At 73.6% G+C, this 15543-nt stretch carries 15 protein-coding genes; 10 read left to right on the top strand and 5 right to left on the bottom strand.

The window, feature by feature from the left end:
- Window positions 1–2 precede the first annotated feature (2 nt).
- Window positions 3–968, top strand: a complete 966-nt coding sequence (locus tag JMJ56_RS17020) for a Bug family tripartite tricarboxylate transporter substrate binding protein (RefSeq protein ID WP_202832972.1) — start codon at window positions 3–5, stop codon at window positions 966–968.
- On the opposite strand, the gene JMJ56_RS17015 is transcribed toward JMJ56_RS17020, so the two are convergent.
- Window positions 955–2214 carry an aminopeptidase gene (locus JMJ56_RS17015; protein WP_202832971.1) on the bottom strand — a complete coding sequence of 420 codons (1260 nt, stop codon included), beginning with the start codon at window positions 2212–2214 and terminating at the stop codon, window positions 955–957. The genes JMJ56_RS17020 and JMJ56_RS17015 overlap by 14 nt on opposite strands.
- Window positions 2215–2279: 65 nt before the next feature.
- On the opposite strand from JMJ56_RS17015, the gene JMJ56_RS17010 reads away from it, so the two are divergent.
- The 4 genes from JMJ56_RS17010 to JMJ56_RS16995 all read left to right on the top strand — a co-directional run bounded on the left by JMJ56_RS17010 (window position 2280) and on the right by JMJ56_RS16995 (window position 6549).
- Window positions 2280–2855 carry a DUF1349 domain-containing protein gene (locus tag JMJ56_RS17010; protein ID WP_202832970.1) on the top strand — a complete coding sequence of 192 codons (576 nt, stop codon included), beginning with the start codon at window positions 2280–2282 and terminating at the stop codon, window positions 2853–2855.
- A 198-nt stretch (window positions 2856–3053) separates the two neighbouring features.
- Window positions 3054–4310 (top strand): paraquat-inducible protein A, encoded by a 1257-nt coding sequence (locus tag JMJ56_RS17005; protein WP_202832969.1) that lies wholly within the window; start codon window positions 3054–3056, stop codon window positions 4308–4310.
- Complete coding sequence (locus tag JMJ56_RS17000; RefSeq protein ID WP_202832968.1) at window positions 4307–5995, top strand: PqiB family protein; 1689 nt, start codon at window positions 4307–4309, stop codon at window positions 5993–5995. Before JMJ56_RS17005 ends, JMJ56_RS17000 begins: the two co-directional genes overlap by 4 nt.
- The gene (locus JMJ56_RS16995) at window positions 5992–6549 is read left to right on the top strand and encodes a PqiC family protein (protein WP_202832967.1); all 558 of its coding nucleotides are present in this window, start codon (window positions 5992–5994) and stop codon (window positions 6547–6549) included. Before JMJ56_RS17000 ends, JMJ56_RS16995 begins: the two co-directional genes overlap by 4 nt.
- A 35-nt stretch (window positions 6550–6584) precedes the next feature.
- Here the strand turns inward: JMJ56_RS16995 and JMJ56_RS16990 are convergent, their stop codons facing one another.
- Genes JMJ56_RS16990 through JMJ56_RS16980 form a run of 3 tightly spaced genes read right to left on the bottom strand, consistent with a single transcriptional unit; the run spans window position 6585 to window position 9854 of the window.
- The gene (locus JMJ56_RS16990; protein WP_202832966.1) at window positions 6585–7877 is read right to left on the bottom strand and encodes an MFS transporter; all 1293 of its coding nucleotides are present in this window, start codon (window positions 7875–7877) and stop codon (window positions 6585–6587) included.
- 5 nt (window positions 7878–7882) lie between these two features.
- Complete coding sequence (locus JMJ56_RS16985; RefSeq protein ID WP_202832965.1) at window positions 7883–8452, bottom strand: TetR/AcrR family transcriptional regulator; 570 nt, start codon at window positions 8450–8452, stop codon at window positions 7883–7885.
- A 55-nt stretch (window positions 8453–8507) separates the two neighbouring features.
- Complete coding sequence (locus JMJ56_RS16980; RefSeq protein WP_202832964.1) at window positions 8508–9854, bottom strand: hydrolase; 1347 nt, start codon at window positions 9852–9854, stop codon at window positions 8508–8510.
- 102 nt (window positions 9855–9956) lie between these two features.
- On the opposite strand from JMJ56_RS16980, the gene JMJ56_RS16975 reads away from it, so the two are divergent.
- From JMJ56_RS16975 to JMJ56_RS16955, 5 genes are all read left to right on the top strand, one after another.
- A complete protein-coding gene (locus tag JMJ56_RS16975; protein WP_202832963.1) occupies window positions 9957–10922 on the top strand; it encodes a Bug family tripartite tricarboxylate transporter substrate binding protein in 966 nt (321 codons plus the stop codon).
- Between the two features lie 414 nt (window positions 10923–11336).
- Window positions 11337–11555 (top strand): hypothetical protein, encoded by a 219-nt coding sequence (locus tag JMJ56_RS16970; RefSeq protein ID WP_202832962.1) that lies wholly within the window; start codon window positions 11337–11339, stop codon window positions 11553–11555.
- The gene (locus JMJ56_RS16965; RefSeq protein ID WP_202832961.1) at window positions 11552–12700 is read left to right on the top strand and encodes an acyl-CoA dehydrogenase family protein; all 1149 of its coding nucleotides are present in this window, start codon (window positions 11552–11554) and stop codon (window positions 12698–12700) included. Before JMJ56_RS16970 ends, JMJ56_RS16965 begins: the two co-directional genes overlap by 4 nt.
- Before the next feature lie 103 nt (window positions 12701–12803).
- On the top strand, window positions 12804–13766 hold the full coding sequence (locus JMJ56_RS16960; protein ID WP_202832960.1) for a Bug family tripartite tricarboxylate transporter substrate binding protein: 963 nt from the start codon (window positions 12804–12806) through the stop codon (window positions 13764–13766).
- Between the two features lie 15 nt (window positions 13767–13781).
- Window positions 13782–14885 (top strand): LLM class flavin-dependent oxidoreductase, encoded by a 1104-nt coding sequence (locus JMJ56_RS16955; protein ID WP_202832959.1) that lies wholly within the window; start codon window positions 13782–13784, stop codon window positions 14883–14885.
- A gap of 19 nt (window positions 14886–14904) precedes the next feature.
- Here the strand turns inward: JMJ56_RS16955 and JMJ56_RS16950 are convergent, their stop codons facing one another.
- Window positions 14905–15489, bottom strand: a complete 585-nt coding sequence (locus tag JMJ56_RS16950) for a TetR/AcrR family transcriptional regulator (RefSeq protein ID WP_202832958.1) — start codon at window positions 15487–15489, stop codon at window positions 14905–14907.
- Between the last annotated feature and the right edge of the window lie 54 nt (window positions 15490–15543).

The following is a 15543-nucleotide window of genomic DNA, read 5'->3' as shown; positions in this document are numbered from 1 at the left end:
GCATGACCCGTATCACCCGCCGTGCCGCGCTGGCGGCCGGCCTTGCCGCTTCGGCCGCGCCGGCGCTGGCCGCCTTCCCCGACCGGCCGGTGCGCTGGCTGGTCGGCTATCCGCCGGGGGGCGGGACGGATGTGCTGGCGCGGCTGGTCGGGCAGAGCATGGGCGCGCGGCTCGGCGTGCCGGTGATCATCGAGAACCGACCGGGAGCGGCGACCAATATCGCGGCGGAGGCAGCGGCCCAGGCGGCGCCGGACGGAACCACGGTCTTCACGGCCGGGAACGAGACGCTGGTCTTCAACCCGGCGCTCTACAAGCGGCTGCCCTTCGACGCGGATACCGGGCTCCGGCCGCTCGGGCTGATGGCGCGGTTTCATCTGGTGCTCTGCACCCGGCCGCAGGGCGGGGCGGCGACGCCGGCCGACTTCCTCGCCGCGGCCAGGACGCGGATGGTCGACTATGCCTCGCCGGGGATCGGCTCGCCGCATCACCTGGCGATGGAGCGATTGGCGCGGGACCTCGGCATCCGGCTGAACCACGTCCCCTATCGCGGCCTGGCGCCAGCGATGACGGACCTGATGAATGGCACCGTGGAAGCGGCGGTGCTCGACATGGCGGCGGGGGCGGAGGTGATCCGCACCCGCAAGGTCCAGCCCCTTGCGCTGCTCTCGGCGGCGCGGCTGGAGGGGCTGCCGACCCTGCCAACGGCGCGGGAGGCCTATGGGCTCGCCGGCTTCGAGGCCTATGCCTGGCAGGGGCTGACGGCGCCGGGGCGGACGCCGGATGACATCGCCGGGCGGCTCTCGGCGGATCTTGCCGCGAGCGTGGCGGAGCCGGCGGTGCAGGCGCGGATGCGGGAGATCGGGCTCGACCCGCTGACCGGCGGGCCGGAGGAGCACCGGGCGATGATCGCCGCGGAACGGGCGATCTACTGGCCGCTGATCAAGGGGCTGGGGCTCAGCCTGGATTGACCCACTCGCCCGCGCGCATCAGCGGCTCGGCATTCCCGCCGGCATCGATGCCGTCCACGTCGGTCTCGGCCGAGCCGATCATCCAGTCGACATGGATGAGGCTGGTATTCGCCCCGGCCGCATCGAGCGCGGCCTTGTCCAGGTTCTGGTCGACGAAGCACTTCGAGTAGGCCTGGCCGAGGGCGATGTGGCTGGCGGCGTTCTCGTCGAAGAGGGTGTTGTAGAAGAGCAGGCCGCTTTGCGAGATGGGGTTGGAGGCGGGGACGAGGGCCACCTCGCCGAGCATGCGGGCGCCCTCGTCGGTGCCGATCATCCGCTCCAGCACGGACTGGCCGGTGCTGGCATGGGCTTCCGTGATGTGGCCGGCCTCGAAGCGGACGCGGATGTCCCGGATGAGCGTGCCCTGGTAGGAGAGCGGCTTGGTGGCGGCGACGACGCCCTCGGTCACGGCGCGGTGCGGGGTGGTGAAGACCTCCTCGGTCGGGATGTTGGGGTTGCCGGTGATGCCGTTCTTCGCGGTGGAGAGGCCGCCCATCCAGGCATGGCCCTTGGCGAGGCCGACCTTGAGGTCGGTCCCCGGGCCGCGGAAGCGGAGCGCGGCGTAGCGGCGCTCGTTCAGCACGCGGCGCTTCGTCATCAGCCGTGCGTTGTGCGCGGCCCAGGCGGCGGCCGGGTCCGGCGCGTCGGCGCGGGAGGCGGCGAAGATCGCGTCCCAGAGCCGGGCGAGGGCGGCCTCCTCCGGCAGGTCCGGGAAGACGGTCGTGGCCCAGGCGGGGGTGGCGCTGGCGACGAGGGTCCAGTTGATCGCCGTCGCGGTGATGAGCTCGAGCGCCGGGCGGTAGGCGACGGAGCGGGCGCGGTTGGCCCGCGCCACCTTCGCCGGGTCCTCGGCGGCGAGGAGGGAAGGGTCGTCGCCGACGATGGCGAGGCGCGCGGCGCCGCGGCGGAAGGCCTCCGCCATGCCGTCGAACAGCCAGCCGGGGGCGGTGTCGAAGGCTTCGTCGGGGGCGTGGCGGTAACGGGCCAGCGCCATCTGGTCGTCGCCGAGCAGGCAGGTGACGAGCGAGGCGCCGGCCTTGTAGGCCTGCTCGGTGATGCGGCGGGCGAGCGGCAGGGCCTCGACCGGGGCGGTCATCACCAGCTCCTGCCCCGGCGCCAGGTTGAGGCCGACCCGCACCGCGAGCGCGGCCAGCCGGTCGAGGCGCTCGGCATGGGTGAGGAAAGAGGGAGGCTGGTGCGTATCCATCACGATGATCCTGAGCGAGGGGGCGACTATCCCTCGGCGCCGGGACGGGCGGCAAGGGAGGTCTCATGCTGGAGCGCGGCACCTGGCTGAACGAGCCGGCGGAGTGGGGGTTCGAGGCGGGCGGGCTTCGCGTCGTCACCGACCACGGCACGGATTTCTGGCGCGAGACGCATTACGGCTTCACCCGGGACAGCGGCCATTTCCTCGGCCTCGCAACGGCGGGCGACTTCACCGCCGAGCTCCGGGTGCAGGCCGACTACCGGGCGCTCTACGACCAGGCCGGGATCATGCTGCGGCTTGACGAGCAACACTGGCTGAAGGCCGGGATCGAGCTGTCCGACGGCCAGGCGATGCTGGGCAGCGTGCTGACGATCGGCCGCTCGGATTGGGCGACGGGGCCCTATGCCGGCGACCCGGCCGATCTCCGCCTGCGCCTGACGGTGGCGGCGGGGGTGCTGCGGCTGCAGGCCTCGGCGGATGGGCGGCGCTGGGGCCTGGTGCGGCTGGCGCCCTTCCCCCGGGCGGCCTCCTATGTCGTCGGCCCGATGTGCTGTACGCCGGAGCGGGCGGGGCTGGTGGTGCGCTTCCTCGACTTCCGGCTCGGCCCGCCGCTCGGCCGCGAGCTGCACGACCTGTCCTGACCGGGTGCCGCCGGGCTTGGCGGGCGCGGCCATGGCGGCATCGGGTTGCGTATAGTAACCCAGTGGTTCAGGCGATGCCCCCGTTGCAACTCCTGCGGCGCCGAACCGTTCGCCTGCCGATCCCTCCTGCCTCAGGCTGACCTCGATGCGCCTCCGATCCCGACCCGAGCCCCACCCCACCCCGGCGCAGGCCGAGCGGTGACGGCGGCGCAGGCGACCGAGCCGCCCCGGACCCTCCGGGAATGCGATGGTTGCGGCAGCATGGTGCGGATCGGCCCGCTCGCCCGTGGCGAGGAGGCGCGCTGCCCGCGCTGCGAGACTGTGTTGCGGCGACATGCGGCGGCCTCGCTGGAGGTGCCCTTCGCCCTCTGCATTGCCGGGCTGGTGCTCTATGCGGTGACGATGACGATGCCCTTCCTCGGGCTGCAGCTGCTTGGGCAGTTGCGCTCCAGCCATGTCGAGACGGGGGCCTTCGCCTTCCTCCAGGACGGCTACGGCCTGCTCTCCGTGCTGGTGCTGCTGACGCTGGTGGCGGTGCCGCTGATGCGGCTGCTGCTGCTGCTGACGGTGCTCGGCGGCCTCCGGCTGCGGGAGGCGCCGCGCTGGCTCTACAAGCCATTCCGTTGGCATGAGCGGCTGGCGCAATGGGCGATGCTGGAGGTCTTCCTGTTCGGCGTGCTGGTCTCCTACACGCGGCTTGCGGACCTGGCGCAGGTGGAGATCGGGCCGGCCGCCTATGGGCTGGCGGCGCTGGCCCTCGCCCAGGTGGCGCTGAACGCGCGGCTCGATGCCGACCGGGTGTGGGAGGCGCTGGAGGCGCGCGGGGCCGTTTCCGCGCCGGAGCGCAGGCCGGAGGAGAAAGCCGGGCTGATCGGCTGCGACTGCTGTCGGGTGGTGGTGCCGGCGCGGCCGGGCGAGGCCTGCCTCCGCTGCGACGCACCGCTGCATGTGCGCAAGCCGAACAGCGTGGCGCGGAGCTGGGCGCTGATCGTTGCCGCGGTGGTGCTCTATGTCCCGGCCAATGCCTTCCCGGTGATGGAGATCGTCACCTTCGGCCGCGGCGGGCCGCATACCATCCTCGGCGGGGCCTGGGAGTTCGTCGAGTCCGGCTTCTGGCCGCTGGCCCTCGTCGTCTTCCTGGCCAGCGTCGCGGTGCCGCTGCTGAAGCTGATCGGCCTCGCCATCATGCTGCTCGGCATCCACCGGCGCTCCGACCACGGCCTCATCGGCAAGACGCGGCTCTACCGCGTGGTCGAGGCGATCGGGCGCTGGTCGATGATCGACATCTTCGTCGTCTCCGTGCTGATCGCACTGGTGCGCTTCGGCAGCGTCGCCTCGATCAGTGCCGGGCTCGGCGCCGCCTGCTTCGCCGGCGTCGTGGTGCTGACCATCCTGGCGGCGGAGGCCTTCGACCCGCGGCTGATGTGGGATGCGGCGGAGGAGCGCAGGCCATGAGCGGGGCGCAGGACGGCGCGGCCGAGGCGGAGCTGCGGCGCCGCCGGCGCAGGATATCGCCGATCTGGCTGGTGCCGCTGGCGGCGATCCTGATCGCCGGCTATCTCGGCTGGCGGACCTATTCCGACCGCGGGCCGCTCGTCACCGTCATCTTCCGCGACGCGGCGGGGCTGACGGCGGGGCAGACCCAGGTGCGCTACAAGGCGGTGCAGGTCGGCACGGTGGAGGGCATCGAGCTCTCGGGCGACCTGCAGCAGGTGCAGGTGCGGCTGCGCATGACGCGGACGGTGGAGGGCCGGCTGACCGAGGCGGCGCGCTTCTGGGTGGTGCGGCCACGGCTGACGGCGGGCAATGTCTCCGGCCTCGAGACCATCGTCTCCGGCGCCTATATCGAATTCGACCCGGGCGGGGAGGGCGAGGCGCGGCGCGAGTTCAGCGGCCTCGACAACCCGCCGGGCGTGCGCTCGGACGAGCCGGGGCGGGTCTTCACCCTGCAGGCGCGGCGCGTGGGCTCGCTCGACCGCGGCTCGCCGGTGTTCTTCCGCGACGTGATGGTGGGCGAGATCCTCGACATCGACCCGCCGGGGCTCGACGGCAACGTCACGGTCCAGGCCTTCGTCCGCGCGCCCTTCGACGGCTACCTGCGCGAGGGCTCGCGCTTCTGGAATATCTCCGGCGTGACCATCGGCTTCGGCGGGTCGGGGGTGAAGGTGGAGCTGGAGAGCCTGCGCGCGCTGCTTGCCGGCGGCATCGCCTTCGACACGCCGCACGAGGTGCGCGACGAGCCGCCGGCGCCGGATGCGACGCGCTTCGAGCTCTACGACAGCCTCGAGGCCGCGGTATCCGCCACCACCAAGGACCGGCTGGTCTTCCTGCTCTACTTCAACGAGTCCGTGCGCGGGGTCCAGCCGGGGACGCCGGTGGAGATGCGGGGCTTGCGCATCGGCAGCGTGCTCGACCGGGCGCTCGAATACGACCAGGCGACGGATACCTTCCGTGTGCCGGTCCACATCGCCATCGAGCCGGACCGCATCGCCTATCCCTCCGGCCGGACGGGGCGCTCGCAGGACGAGGTGATCGCCTTCGCCCGGCGCATGGTCGCCAACGGGCTGCGCGGGCGGCTGCAGACGGTGAGCTACGTGACGGGACAGGTGGTGATCGCCTTCGACTTCTTCGCCGACGCGCCGCCGGACGAGGTGCGGCTGGTGGGCGAGGAGATCGTCATGCCGACCATGGGGGCGGACAGCGTGCTGGCGAGCGCGGGCGGGATCGCGGCGAAGCTGCAGTCGATCCCCTTCGACGAGATCGGGCGGAACCTGAACGGCATCCTCGGCTCGGTGAACGCGGTGACGGGCAGCCCGCAACTGCGCGGGGCCGTGGAGGGGCTGGCCGGCGTGCTGGACCAGGCGCAGGGACTGCTGCGCCGGGCGGATGAGGGGCTGGCGCCGCTGCTGCGGCGGCTTCCGGGGATCGCGGGCAATCTCGACCAGGCGGTGGGGCGGGCCGCCAGCGCCATGACCTCGATCGAGCGCGGCTACGGGGCGCAGAGCGAGATCAACCGGCAGGTCGCGCGGGTGCTGGACCAGGCGAGCGACGCGGCGCGCTCCGTCCGCCAGCTTGCCGACCTGCTCGACCGGCACCCGGAGGCGCTGATCCGTGGCCGCAGCGGGAGCCGCGCGCCATGAGGCGTCGCCAGGCCCTGTTCGCCGGGCTGGCGATGGCGGGCTGCGCCTCGCCCGAGCCGGAGCTGTACCGGCTGGTCGCGGTGCCGGGCGTGCCGCGTGCCAGGGCGCCGGGGCTGATCGAGCTGCGGCGGGTCGGCGTGCCGGCCTATCTGGACCGTTCGCAGATCATCCGGGCGCTGGCGGAGTCGCAGCTCCAGGCGCTCGGCGCGCGCTGGGCGGAACCCTTCGGCGACATGGTGACGCGGGTGCTGGCCGAGGACCTGATGCAGCGCCTGGCCGGCAGCACGGTGCTGACCGAGACGGGGTCGCTGCGCGGCGAGGCCGGGCTCATCATCGAGACGGAGATCCAGCGCTTCGAGGCGGGGCCGGGGCCGCGGGTGGTGCTGCTGGCGCAGTTCGCGCTGCGCCCGCCGGGCGGGGCGACGCGTGCGGCGCGGGTGCAGCGTGCGGAGGTGCCGCTGGCGGGCGAGGGGATGCCGAACCTCGTCGCGGCGATGAGCGCGGCGCTCGGGCAGCTGGCGGATACGATGGCGGGGCTGGCCACGGCGCGCTGAGGCCGCAGCCTGGGCGCCTGTCCCCGCATCGGCGGTCAGGCGGCGGCCGGCGCCGCGGCGGGGCTGGGGCGCCGGATCGTCAGCGCCAGCAGGGCCGCGACCAGGCAGGCGGCACCGGCGGTGTAGAAGGCGGGCAGGTAGCTCGCCAGCGCGTCGCGGCTGAGGCCGACGCCGAGGGCGGCCACGGCGGCGCCGAGCTGGTGCGCGGTGAAGACCCAGCCGAAGACCAGCGGCGCCCGCTCCCGCCCGAAGGCCTGGCCGGCGAGCTTCACGGTCGGCGGGACGGTCGCGATCCAGTCGAGGCCGTAGAAGACGGCGAAGAGCGAGAGGCCGTAGAGCGAGAAGCTGCTCATCGGCAGGACGAGCAGCGAGAGGCCGCGCAGCCCGTAGTACCAGAAGAGGAGCCTGCGGTTGTCGTAGCGGTCCGACAGCCAGCCGGAGAGGATGGTGCCGACGAAGTCGAAGGCGCCCATCATGGCGAGCACCGAGGCGGCCTCCACCTCCGCCATGCCGAAATCCGAGCAGAGCGGGATGAAATGGGTCTGGATCAGCCCGTTGGTCGAGAGGCCGCAGATCAGGAAGGTGGCGAAGAGGATCCAGAAGGTGCGGGTCCCCGCAGCGTCGGCGAGGGCGGCGAAGGCGTTGCGGACGGCGTTGCCGGCCGGCGCGGCGGGGCGCGGGGCGATGGCGGCGGCCGTCTCGCCATAGGCGTTGAGGCCGAGCTCGGACGGGTGGTCGCGGCCGAGCAGCCACATCAGCAGGCCGGAGAGGGCGCAGGCGGCGAGGCCGGGCATCATGGCCGCGCGCCAGCCCTCGCTCTGGGCGAGCCAGGCGGCGAGTGGCAGGAAGGCGAGCTGGCCGGTGGCGTTGGCTGCGGTCAGCATCCCCAGCACCAGGCCGCGGCGCTGGACGAACCAGCGGTTGGCGACGGTCGCGCCGAGGACGAGGGCGGTCATCCCCGTGCCCAGCCCGGTCAGCACGCCCCAGCAGAGCCAGAGCTGCCAGAGGGCGGTCATCCGCGTCGAGACCAGGCAGCCGAAGATCACGAAGGAAAGGGCCGCCAGCACGATGCGGCGGAGGCCGTAGCGTTGCAGGAGGGCGGCGGCGAAGGGCGCCATCATCCCGAAGAGCAGCAGGCGCAGCGCCAGCGCGCCGGAGATGGCGCCGGTGTCCCAGCCCGTCTCCCGCTGCAAGGGCAGCAGCAGCGCGCCGAGGATGCCCATGGCGCCGGCCGAGGAGAGCGAGACCAGGAAGGTCAGCGCCACCATGACCCAGCCATAATGGATGCCGCGGCGGGCGAGCGCCGGGGCGAGGCGGGCGGCGAGCACCGGGCCTATCCCTGGTCGGGGGCGGCGAGGTGTTCCACCCCGGCGGCGAGGATGCGGTCGGAGAGGTCGGGGTCGTCCACGGCGCGGGCGAGGATGAGCGCCCCGACCAGGGTGGAGACGGCGGCGAGGGCTTCCGTCTCGCGGTCGGGCGTGCCCTCGGGCAGGGCGGCGGCGAGGCGGCCGGCCATGCGGCGGAGGCCGGCGGTATAGGCGGCGCGGACGGGCTCGCCCTGGCGGGCGGCCTCCGGGCCGATAGCGGCGAGGGCGCAGCCCTGGCCGGGCCGGTCGCGGTGCTCGGGCGAGAGGTAGCGGGCGGCGAAGCGGCCGATGCCGCGGCCGGGGGGCAACTCCTTCTCCTGCTTTGCGCCGCTGGCGGCGGAGGCCGTCTCCAGCGCCTCGGCCACCAGCCGCTCCTTCGAGCCGAACTGGCTGTAAAGGCTGCCATGGGTAAGGCCGGCGGCCCGCGTCAGGGCATCGACGCCGGCGCCGGCGATGCCGGTCTCGCGGATGATCCGTGCGGCCTCGGCGAGAATCCTCGCCCGGTTCTCCGCGGCCTGGGCCTTGCTGACGCGCATCGCCACCTCCGCCCCGATTAATGATGGCGATCGCTATCTATGTCAAGCGGTGCGGCTACCAGGTCAGTTCGGCGACGGCGATGCGGCCCTCGGCGGCGGGCCAGGCGCGGGCGACGATGCGCTCGTCGTTGAAGAGGGCGGGGATGGGGCGGCCGAGTTCGCCGGCAGGCAGGCGGAGGGTTGCCGTCGCGGCGCGGGCGATGCCGCGGGGGATGTCGGCGGGCACGGCGCCGTCGAGCAGGATCGCGTCGCGCGGCAGGGCCAAATAGCCGCGCGGGCGGGTGAGGAGCAGCACGCCGCCGGCGGCGCGGTCGGCCTCGGTCAGCGGCCGGGCGGGGCGGAGATGCATCACCGCCGAGGAGCGCGGGAAGGGCGAGCGGTAGATGTGGGTGATGGGGTGGCCGGGGGCGGCCACCACCACCTCCAGCGTCCAGCCCGCCTCGACCGTGACGGGCCCCCAGCGCCCGTCGGCGGCGGTGGTGCGGCGGTGGATGGCCTCGCCCATCCGCGCGCCGGTCTCGGGGTCGGTGCGGAAGACCTCGACGAGGGCGCCCTCGACCGGGCGGTTGGTCTGCACGCCGCCGGGGGTGCCGGTGACGAGGCCGTCGAGGGTCGGCCGCGCCTCGGGCAGCACGGCGATGCGCGCGGGGGCGCGGCCGGCGACGAAGCGGGCCATCTCGGCGAAGGCGCGGCCGTGATAGGCGACCTCGCGGTGGTCGAGGCCGGGGAGGACCAAGTTGGTGGCGCCGCGCAGCTCGGGCCCGTCGACATCGGTGCCGGTCGGGCGGTCCGGCGTCGGCGACCAGATGGCGCGGGGCTGGGCGTAGAGGTCGTTGCTGTCGCTGCGCAGGGTGAGGAAGGCCGTCCCCTCCACCACGTCCTCCGGCCCGGCATTGAGGCGGCTGAGGAAGCGGCCGCGGCTGTTGAACTCGTTGCCGGCGCGCTCCGGCCAGTCCATCACGCCGCGGTTCGGCGTGCCGCAGAGGATGGCATGGGAGACCTGCGAGGCGCCGCCCTGCTGCACGGTGAAGTCGCGGATCGGGTTGCCGCCGCGGCTGTTGCCGGCCAGCGCGATGCGGGCGGCGCCCGTCTCGGCGCGGAAGATGCGGACGAACTCCGCCAGGCGCTCGGTCTGCTCGACGCTGCCGCTGCGCATGGGCTGCGGCACGGCGTCGTCGTCGCGGGCGAGCGGGTCGGGGAGGTTCACCGCGCGGAGGTACTCGCGCGGCCAGCCATTGGACTCGAAGCGCCAGAGGGTCGTTTGCCACAGCGCGGCGTGGTCGCCATTGCCGTGAAGGAAGAGCACGGGCGGCGGCGCGGCCGGGGGCTGGGCGCGGGCGAAGCCTGCGGGAAGGAGCCCGAGGAAGGGGAGGGCGAGGGCGGCGCGGCGGCGAATCGGCATGGCAGGAGACTGGCATGGGGCGGGCGGCGGCCCCAGGCCGAGCACACGGCCGGAACGGCCGGCGCGGTTGCAACCGTCTGGGCGCTGCGGGAGCATGAGCGGATGCACCGCCGCCATGCCCTCGCCGCCCTCGCCCTGCTGTCCTGCCCGGCCCAGGCCCAGCCGGCCTGGCCGGCTCGATCGCTGCGGATCATCGTGCCCTTCCCGCCCGGCCAGGCGACGGACCTCATGGCGCGCCTGCTGGCCGACCAGCTCGGCCCGCGCCTCGGCCAGCCTTGCCTGGTCGACAACCGCAGCGGCGGCGCCGGCTTGCCCGGGATGGAGATGATCGCCAAGTCGGCGCCCGACGGCTACACGCTGGGGATGGCGAGCTCCGGCCCGCTCAGCATCAACCCGGCGGTCATAGCGCGGCTGCCCTACGACGTGGAGCGGGATTTCGCGCCGGTGGCTCTGGTCTTCACCACGCCGCTGGTGGCGGTGGTGAACCCCGGCACCGGGATCGACTCGCTGGCGGCGCTGGTCGCGCGGGCCAGGGCGGCGCCGCGGGCGCTGGACTACGCCTCCGGCGGGCCGGGCAGCTCGCTGCATCTGGCGGCGGAGGGGTTCTGCCAGCGGGCGGGCATCCAGCTCAACCACATCCCCTATCGTGGCTCGGCCCCGGCCATGGCGGACCTCATCGCCGGGAATGTGGGGCTGATGTTCGACAGCCTGGCCTCCGCCCTGCCGCATGTGCAGGCGGGACGGGTGCGGGCGCTCGGCGTGACCTCGCCGGCACGGATGCCGCAGATGCCGGAGGTGCCGACGGTGGCGGAGGCGGCCGGGCTGCCGGGCTTCGAGATGCTGGGCTGGGCTGGGCTGGTGGCGCCGGCCGGGACGCCCGCGCCGGTCATCGGCCGGCTGGCGGAGGAGGTGCTGGCGCTGGTCCGCAGCGAGGCGCTCGGGGCGCGGATCGCCGAGCAGGGCGGCACGCCGGCGCCGCTCGGCCCGGAGGAGTTCAAGGCTTATATCCGCAGCGAGCTGGTGAAATTCACCGCGGTCGCGCGGGCGGCGGATGTAAGCCTGGATTAGCGTGCGAAAGTCATGGCCTGCTTGGTCCGGTCCTTCCGAAGTGCCTGCAATTCAAGAGATTATATGGCCCTGGACAAGTCTGCGCATGGTGATGGGCAGCGAGGACCGCTTCGATGCCGCGACGGCCGGATGGGCCAGTGCAGGTCGCGCGGAGTTGAAAAGACGCGTCATGAATAGTGGTTCTTGTGATTGACTAATAACCTTTGATTATCGCTAAATAAGCCCGTGGCCGGCGCATCCCGCGACGGCCCCGCGGACTTTGAACGATGCAGCTTGCACCGCGTCACCAAGGGCTAAAGCGCCACCCCGCCGGATCCTGTCCCGGGATGCGCTGTCGGCGCTGAGCACCAGCCCCTCTCGCCTTTCCATTAGCCATCCCGATCGGCGCGTGCCTGCGCGCCGGGAGTCATATCCATGCATACGTCACGCCCCATCGAGGTGCAGGGACGCTTCCTCGGCGTCGCCGTCGCCCATGCCGCCGCCTGGCGGTTCATCGCCACCGACCCGGTCGTCGAGGACATCGACGGCGCCACCTTCCCGAGCCCGGCCGAGGCGGAGCGCGTCGCCGGCCTCGTCGTCGGCCGCAACAGCGGGGCGCGGCCCGTGGGGCGCCCGGGGGCGATGCAGCGATGACGGCGGCGCCGCATCCGCTCGCCGCGCTGCCGAGGCTGCTGCCGGGCATCGCCGAGGCCGCAGTCCGGCATGACCGGGGGGCGAGCTTCCCGCATGACAGCCTCGCCGCGTTGCGCGGGGCAGGGCTGCTCGGGCTGACCGTGCCGGCGGCGCTCGGCGGCGGGGGCGGCGGACTGCGGCTGGCCGCTGAGGCGGTGGAGCAGGCCGGCGCCGCTTGCCCGGCGACGGCGCTGGTGCTCGCCATGCAGTACCTGAAGCACGCCGCCCTGGCGCGCAGTCCGGCCTGGCCGGAGGCGCTGCGCGAGCGGGTGCAGCGGGAGGCCGTCACCGAGGGCGCGCTCATCAACGCGCTGCGGGTGGAGCCGGAACTCGGCTCCCCGACGCGGGGCGGGCTGCCGGCGACGGTCGCGCGGCGGACCGCGAAGGGCTGGGTGATCTCCGGGCGCAAGCGCTATGCGACGGGCGCGCCGGGGCTGCGCTGGATGGAGGTCTTCGCCCGCACCGATGAGGATGAGCCGAGGGTCGGCGGATTCCTGGTGCCGGCGGAGGCGCCGGGGGTCGGCATCGTCGAGACCTGGGACCATCTCGGCCTGCGCGCCTCGGGCAGCCATGACGTGGTGCTCGACGAGGTGGAGATCCCGGAGGACCACGCGATCGGCCTCGCCCCGCAGGGCCGGGCGGCGCCGGATGCGGTGCAGATGCTCTGGAACGCGGTGCTTGTGCCGGCGGTCTATACCGGCGTGGCGCGGGCGGCGCGGGACTGGATCATCGGCTTCGTCAGGGCGCGGGCGCCGGGCAGCCTCGGCGCGCCGCTCGCCACGCTGGCGCGGGTGCAGGAGGCGGTGGGGCGCATCGAGGGGCTGCTCGCCGCCAATGCGCGCATCACCGGGGCGCTGGCCGCCGCGGCGGATGCCGGGCTGCCGCCCGCCACCACGGAGGCGGGTGTGCTGAAGGTGGTGCTGGCCGGCAATGCGGTGCGCGCCGTCGAGGAGGCGACGCTGCTCGCCGGCAACCACGCGCATGACCGGGCCCTGCCGCTGGAGCGGCACTGGCGCGACGTGCAATGCGCGCGAATGCACGCGCCGGCCGAGGATGCGGCGCATCTCGCCGCCGGCCGCGCGGCGCTCGGGGAGGGGCGGGCATGACGAGCCTCGCGCTGCGCTTCCTCCTCGCCCTTTCCATCGTACTCGGCGGGCTGGCGGCGGCGAATCTCGCCCGCCCACCCGCGCTGCTTCAGGACATTCTCCGATGATCTCCCGCCGTCTGCTGCTCGGCGCCGGCCTCGCCGCGCCTTTCATCGCCCATGCGGGCGCCTCTTCCCCGGGCTTCCCGGAGCGCGCCCTCCGCTATGTCTGCCCCTTCCCGCCGGGGGCGACGAACGACAACGTCTCCCGCACCATGAGCAGGGCGCTCGCGCCGCGGCTCGGGGTGAACGTCATCGTCGAGAACAAGGCCGGGGCGGGCGGCGCGGTCGGCAGCCGGATGGTGGCCGAGGCGAAGCCGGACGGGCACGTGCTGCTCAACGCCTCGGCCGGCAACCTCACCATCGCGCCGCACCTGTCGCATGTCGGCTACGACCCGTTGCGCGACCTGGCGCCGGTTGCCCTGGCCGGCGAGGCCTACGGCCTCGTTGCGGTGAATCCGGCCCTTCCCGTCCACAGCATCGCCGAGCTGATCGCGCTCGGGCGGCGGCGTCCGGGCTTCCTCAACTATGCCTCGGCCGGCATCGGCTCGGCCGGGCACCTGCGCGGGGCGCTGCTGGCCGATGAGGCTAGGATCGAGGCGGTGCACGTGCCGTTCCCGGGCAGCGCCGCCGCGGCGATGAGCGTGGTCGCCGGCGACTCCCACGTCATCATCGACCCGATCGCGGCGCCGCATGCGCTGGAGGGGCGGCTGCGGCCGCTGGCGACGCTCGGGCCGGATCGCTGGGATGCCTTCCCGGACCTGCCGAACCTCGCCGAGCTCGGCATCGGCCGGAACTGGCCGGGAGGAACCTGGTTCGGCCTCTTCGCCCCGGGTGGGACGCCGGCGCCGGTGATCGCCCGCATCAACCGCGATTTCAATGATAGCCTGGCGGAGCCGGAGGTTGCCGCGGCGCTCCGCCGCTTCGGCCTGAAGCCGGAGGCGGTGGCGCCGGAGGAGCTCGGCCGCCGCGTCGCTGCCGACCATGCCGCCATCGGGCGCGTGCTGCGCCGCCTCAACATCGCCTGAACGGGAGACGCCAGGATGACCCATCCGCTCGAATTCATCGGGATGATCGCGCACCGGGCACAGTCCGAGATCCATCCGCCGCAGGGGCCGGTGGTCGACCCCGGCTACATCCGGCGCTTCGCCCAGGCGCATGAGGCGGCAGGGTTCGACCGCATCCTCGTCGCCTGGGGCAGCACCTCGCCGGATGCGCTGCTGGTGGCCAGCCATGCGGCGGCGGGGACGGAGCGCATCGGCTTCATGGTGGCGCACCGGCCGGGCTTCATAGCGCCGACGCTGGCGGCCCGGCAGTTCGCCACCTTCGACCAGCTGACCGGCGGGCGGGCGGCGATCCACGTCATCAGCGGCGGCAGCCCGACGGAGCAGCGGAAGGATGGCGACTGGCTCGACCACGGCCAGCGCTATGCGCGCTCGGAGGAATACACGACGCTGCTGAAGCGGCTCTGGACGGAGAGCAAACCCTTCGACCATGAGGGGACCTATTACCGCTTCGAGGGCGGCTTCTCCGAGGTGAAGCCGGTGCAGCGGCCGCATATCCCGGTCTTCTTCGGCGGCTCCTCGGATGTGGCGATCGACATCGCCGGGCGCATCGCCGATGTCTATGCCTTCTGGGGCGAAACGCTGGACCAGGCGCGGGAGACGATCGGGCGGGTGCGCGCGAGCGTCGCCAGGGCGGGGCGCGATCCGGCCTCGGTCCGCTTCAGCATGTCCTTCCGGCCGGTGCTGGGGGCGAGTGACGAGGCGGCCTGGGCGCGGGCGGACCGCATCATCGCCCGCATCCGCGAGCTGCGCGCCGATGCGGTGGGCGGCGGCGGGCCGAAGCCGCAGAGCGTCGGCTCGCAGCGGCTGCTGGAGGCGGCGAAGGGCGGCCGGGTGCGCGATACGCGGCTCTGGACCGAGGTGGCGGCCGCCGTCGGCGCAGGCGCCAACACCACCGGGCTGGTCGGCACGGCGGAAGGCATCGCCGAAACGCTGGCCGACTACCATGCGCTCGGGGTGACGACCTTCCTCATCCGCGGCTTCGATCCGCTCAAGGATGCGGAGGCCTATGGGCGCGAGCTGCTGCCGGCGACGCGGGCGGCGATCGCCGCGCGGGGCGGGCTGGCGGCGGCGGCGGAGTAGGCGCCCGGGCAGGCCCGCCTCAGGCAGGCCTGCAGAAGGCGCCCAGGATCGCCGCCGCGCTCTGGCGCAGCACGATGGCGGCCTGCGGGCCGCCCATATAGGGCAGGCTGCACCAGGCGCCGTCGATCAGCATGGCGAGGGTGTCGCCGAGCAGCACCGGGTCGGCGGCGCCGGCCTCGCGCGCCAGCCCGGCGAGCTGGTCGCGGATGCGCGACTTGTAGGCGGCGACGAGGCGAAAGGTCGGGTGGCCGGGGTCGCGGAACTCGGCCTGGGCCAGCAGCAGCGGGCAGCCGCAATAATCCGGGCGTTCCAGCTTGTCGGCGATGGCGGCGATCACCGCGCGCAGCTTCTCCGCCGGGGTCGTGGCGAGGGCGGTGGCCTCGGCGAACCAGGCGTCGTAGGCGGCGGCATCCTCCTCGAGGATGGCGGCGACCAGCGCGTCCTTGCTCGGATAGCTGCGGTAGAGGCTCATCTTGGTGGCCTCGGCGACGCGGCAGACCTCCTCGATCCCCGTCGCGCGGATGCCCTGGCGGTGGAACAGGTCCTTGGCCGCGCTGTGGATGCGCTGGGCGGCTTTCGGCCTGTCGGCGGTCGCGGTGGACATGGTCACTCCCATTCTCGCAATGCCGGAACCATGCGGCACCGCAAAATCGCCTCT

This window comes from Belnapia arida, assembly GCF_016773205.1.
In the GTDB taxonomy this organism is placed as follows: domain Bacteria; phylum Pseudomonadota; class Alphaproteobacteria; order Acetobacterales; family Acetobacteraceae; genus Belnapia; species Belnapia arida.
Note: the sequence above shows the minus strand (reverse complement) of the source record. Positions and strands in the feature narration are given on the sequence as shown.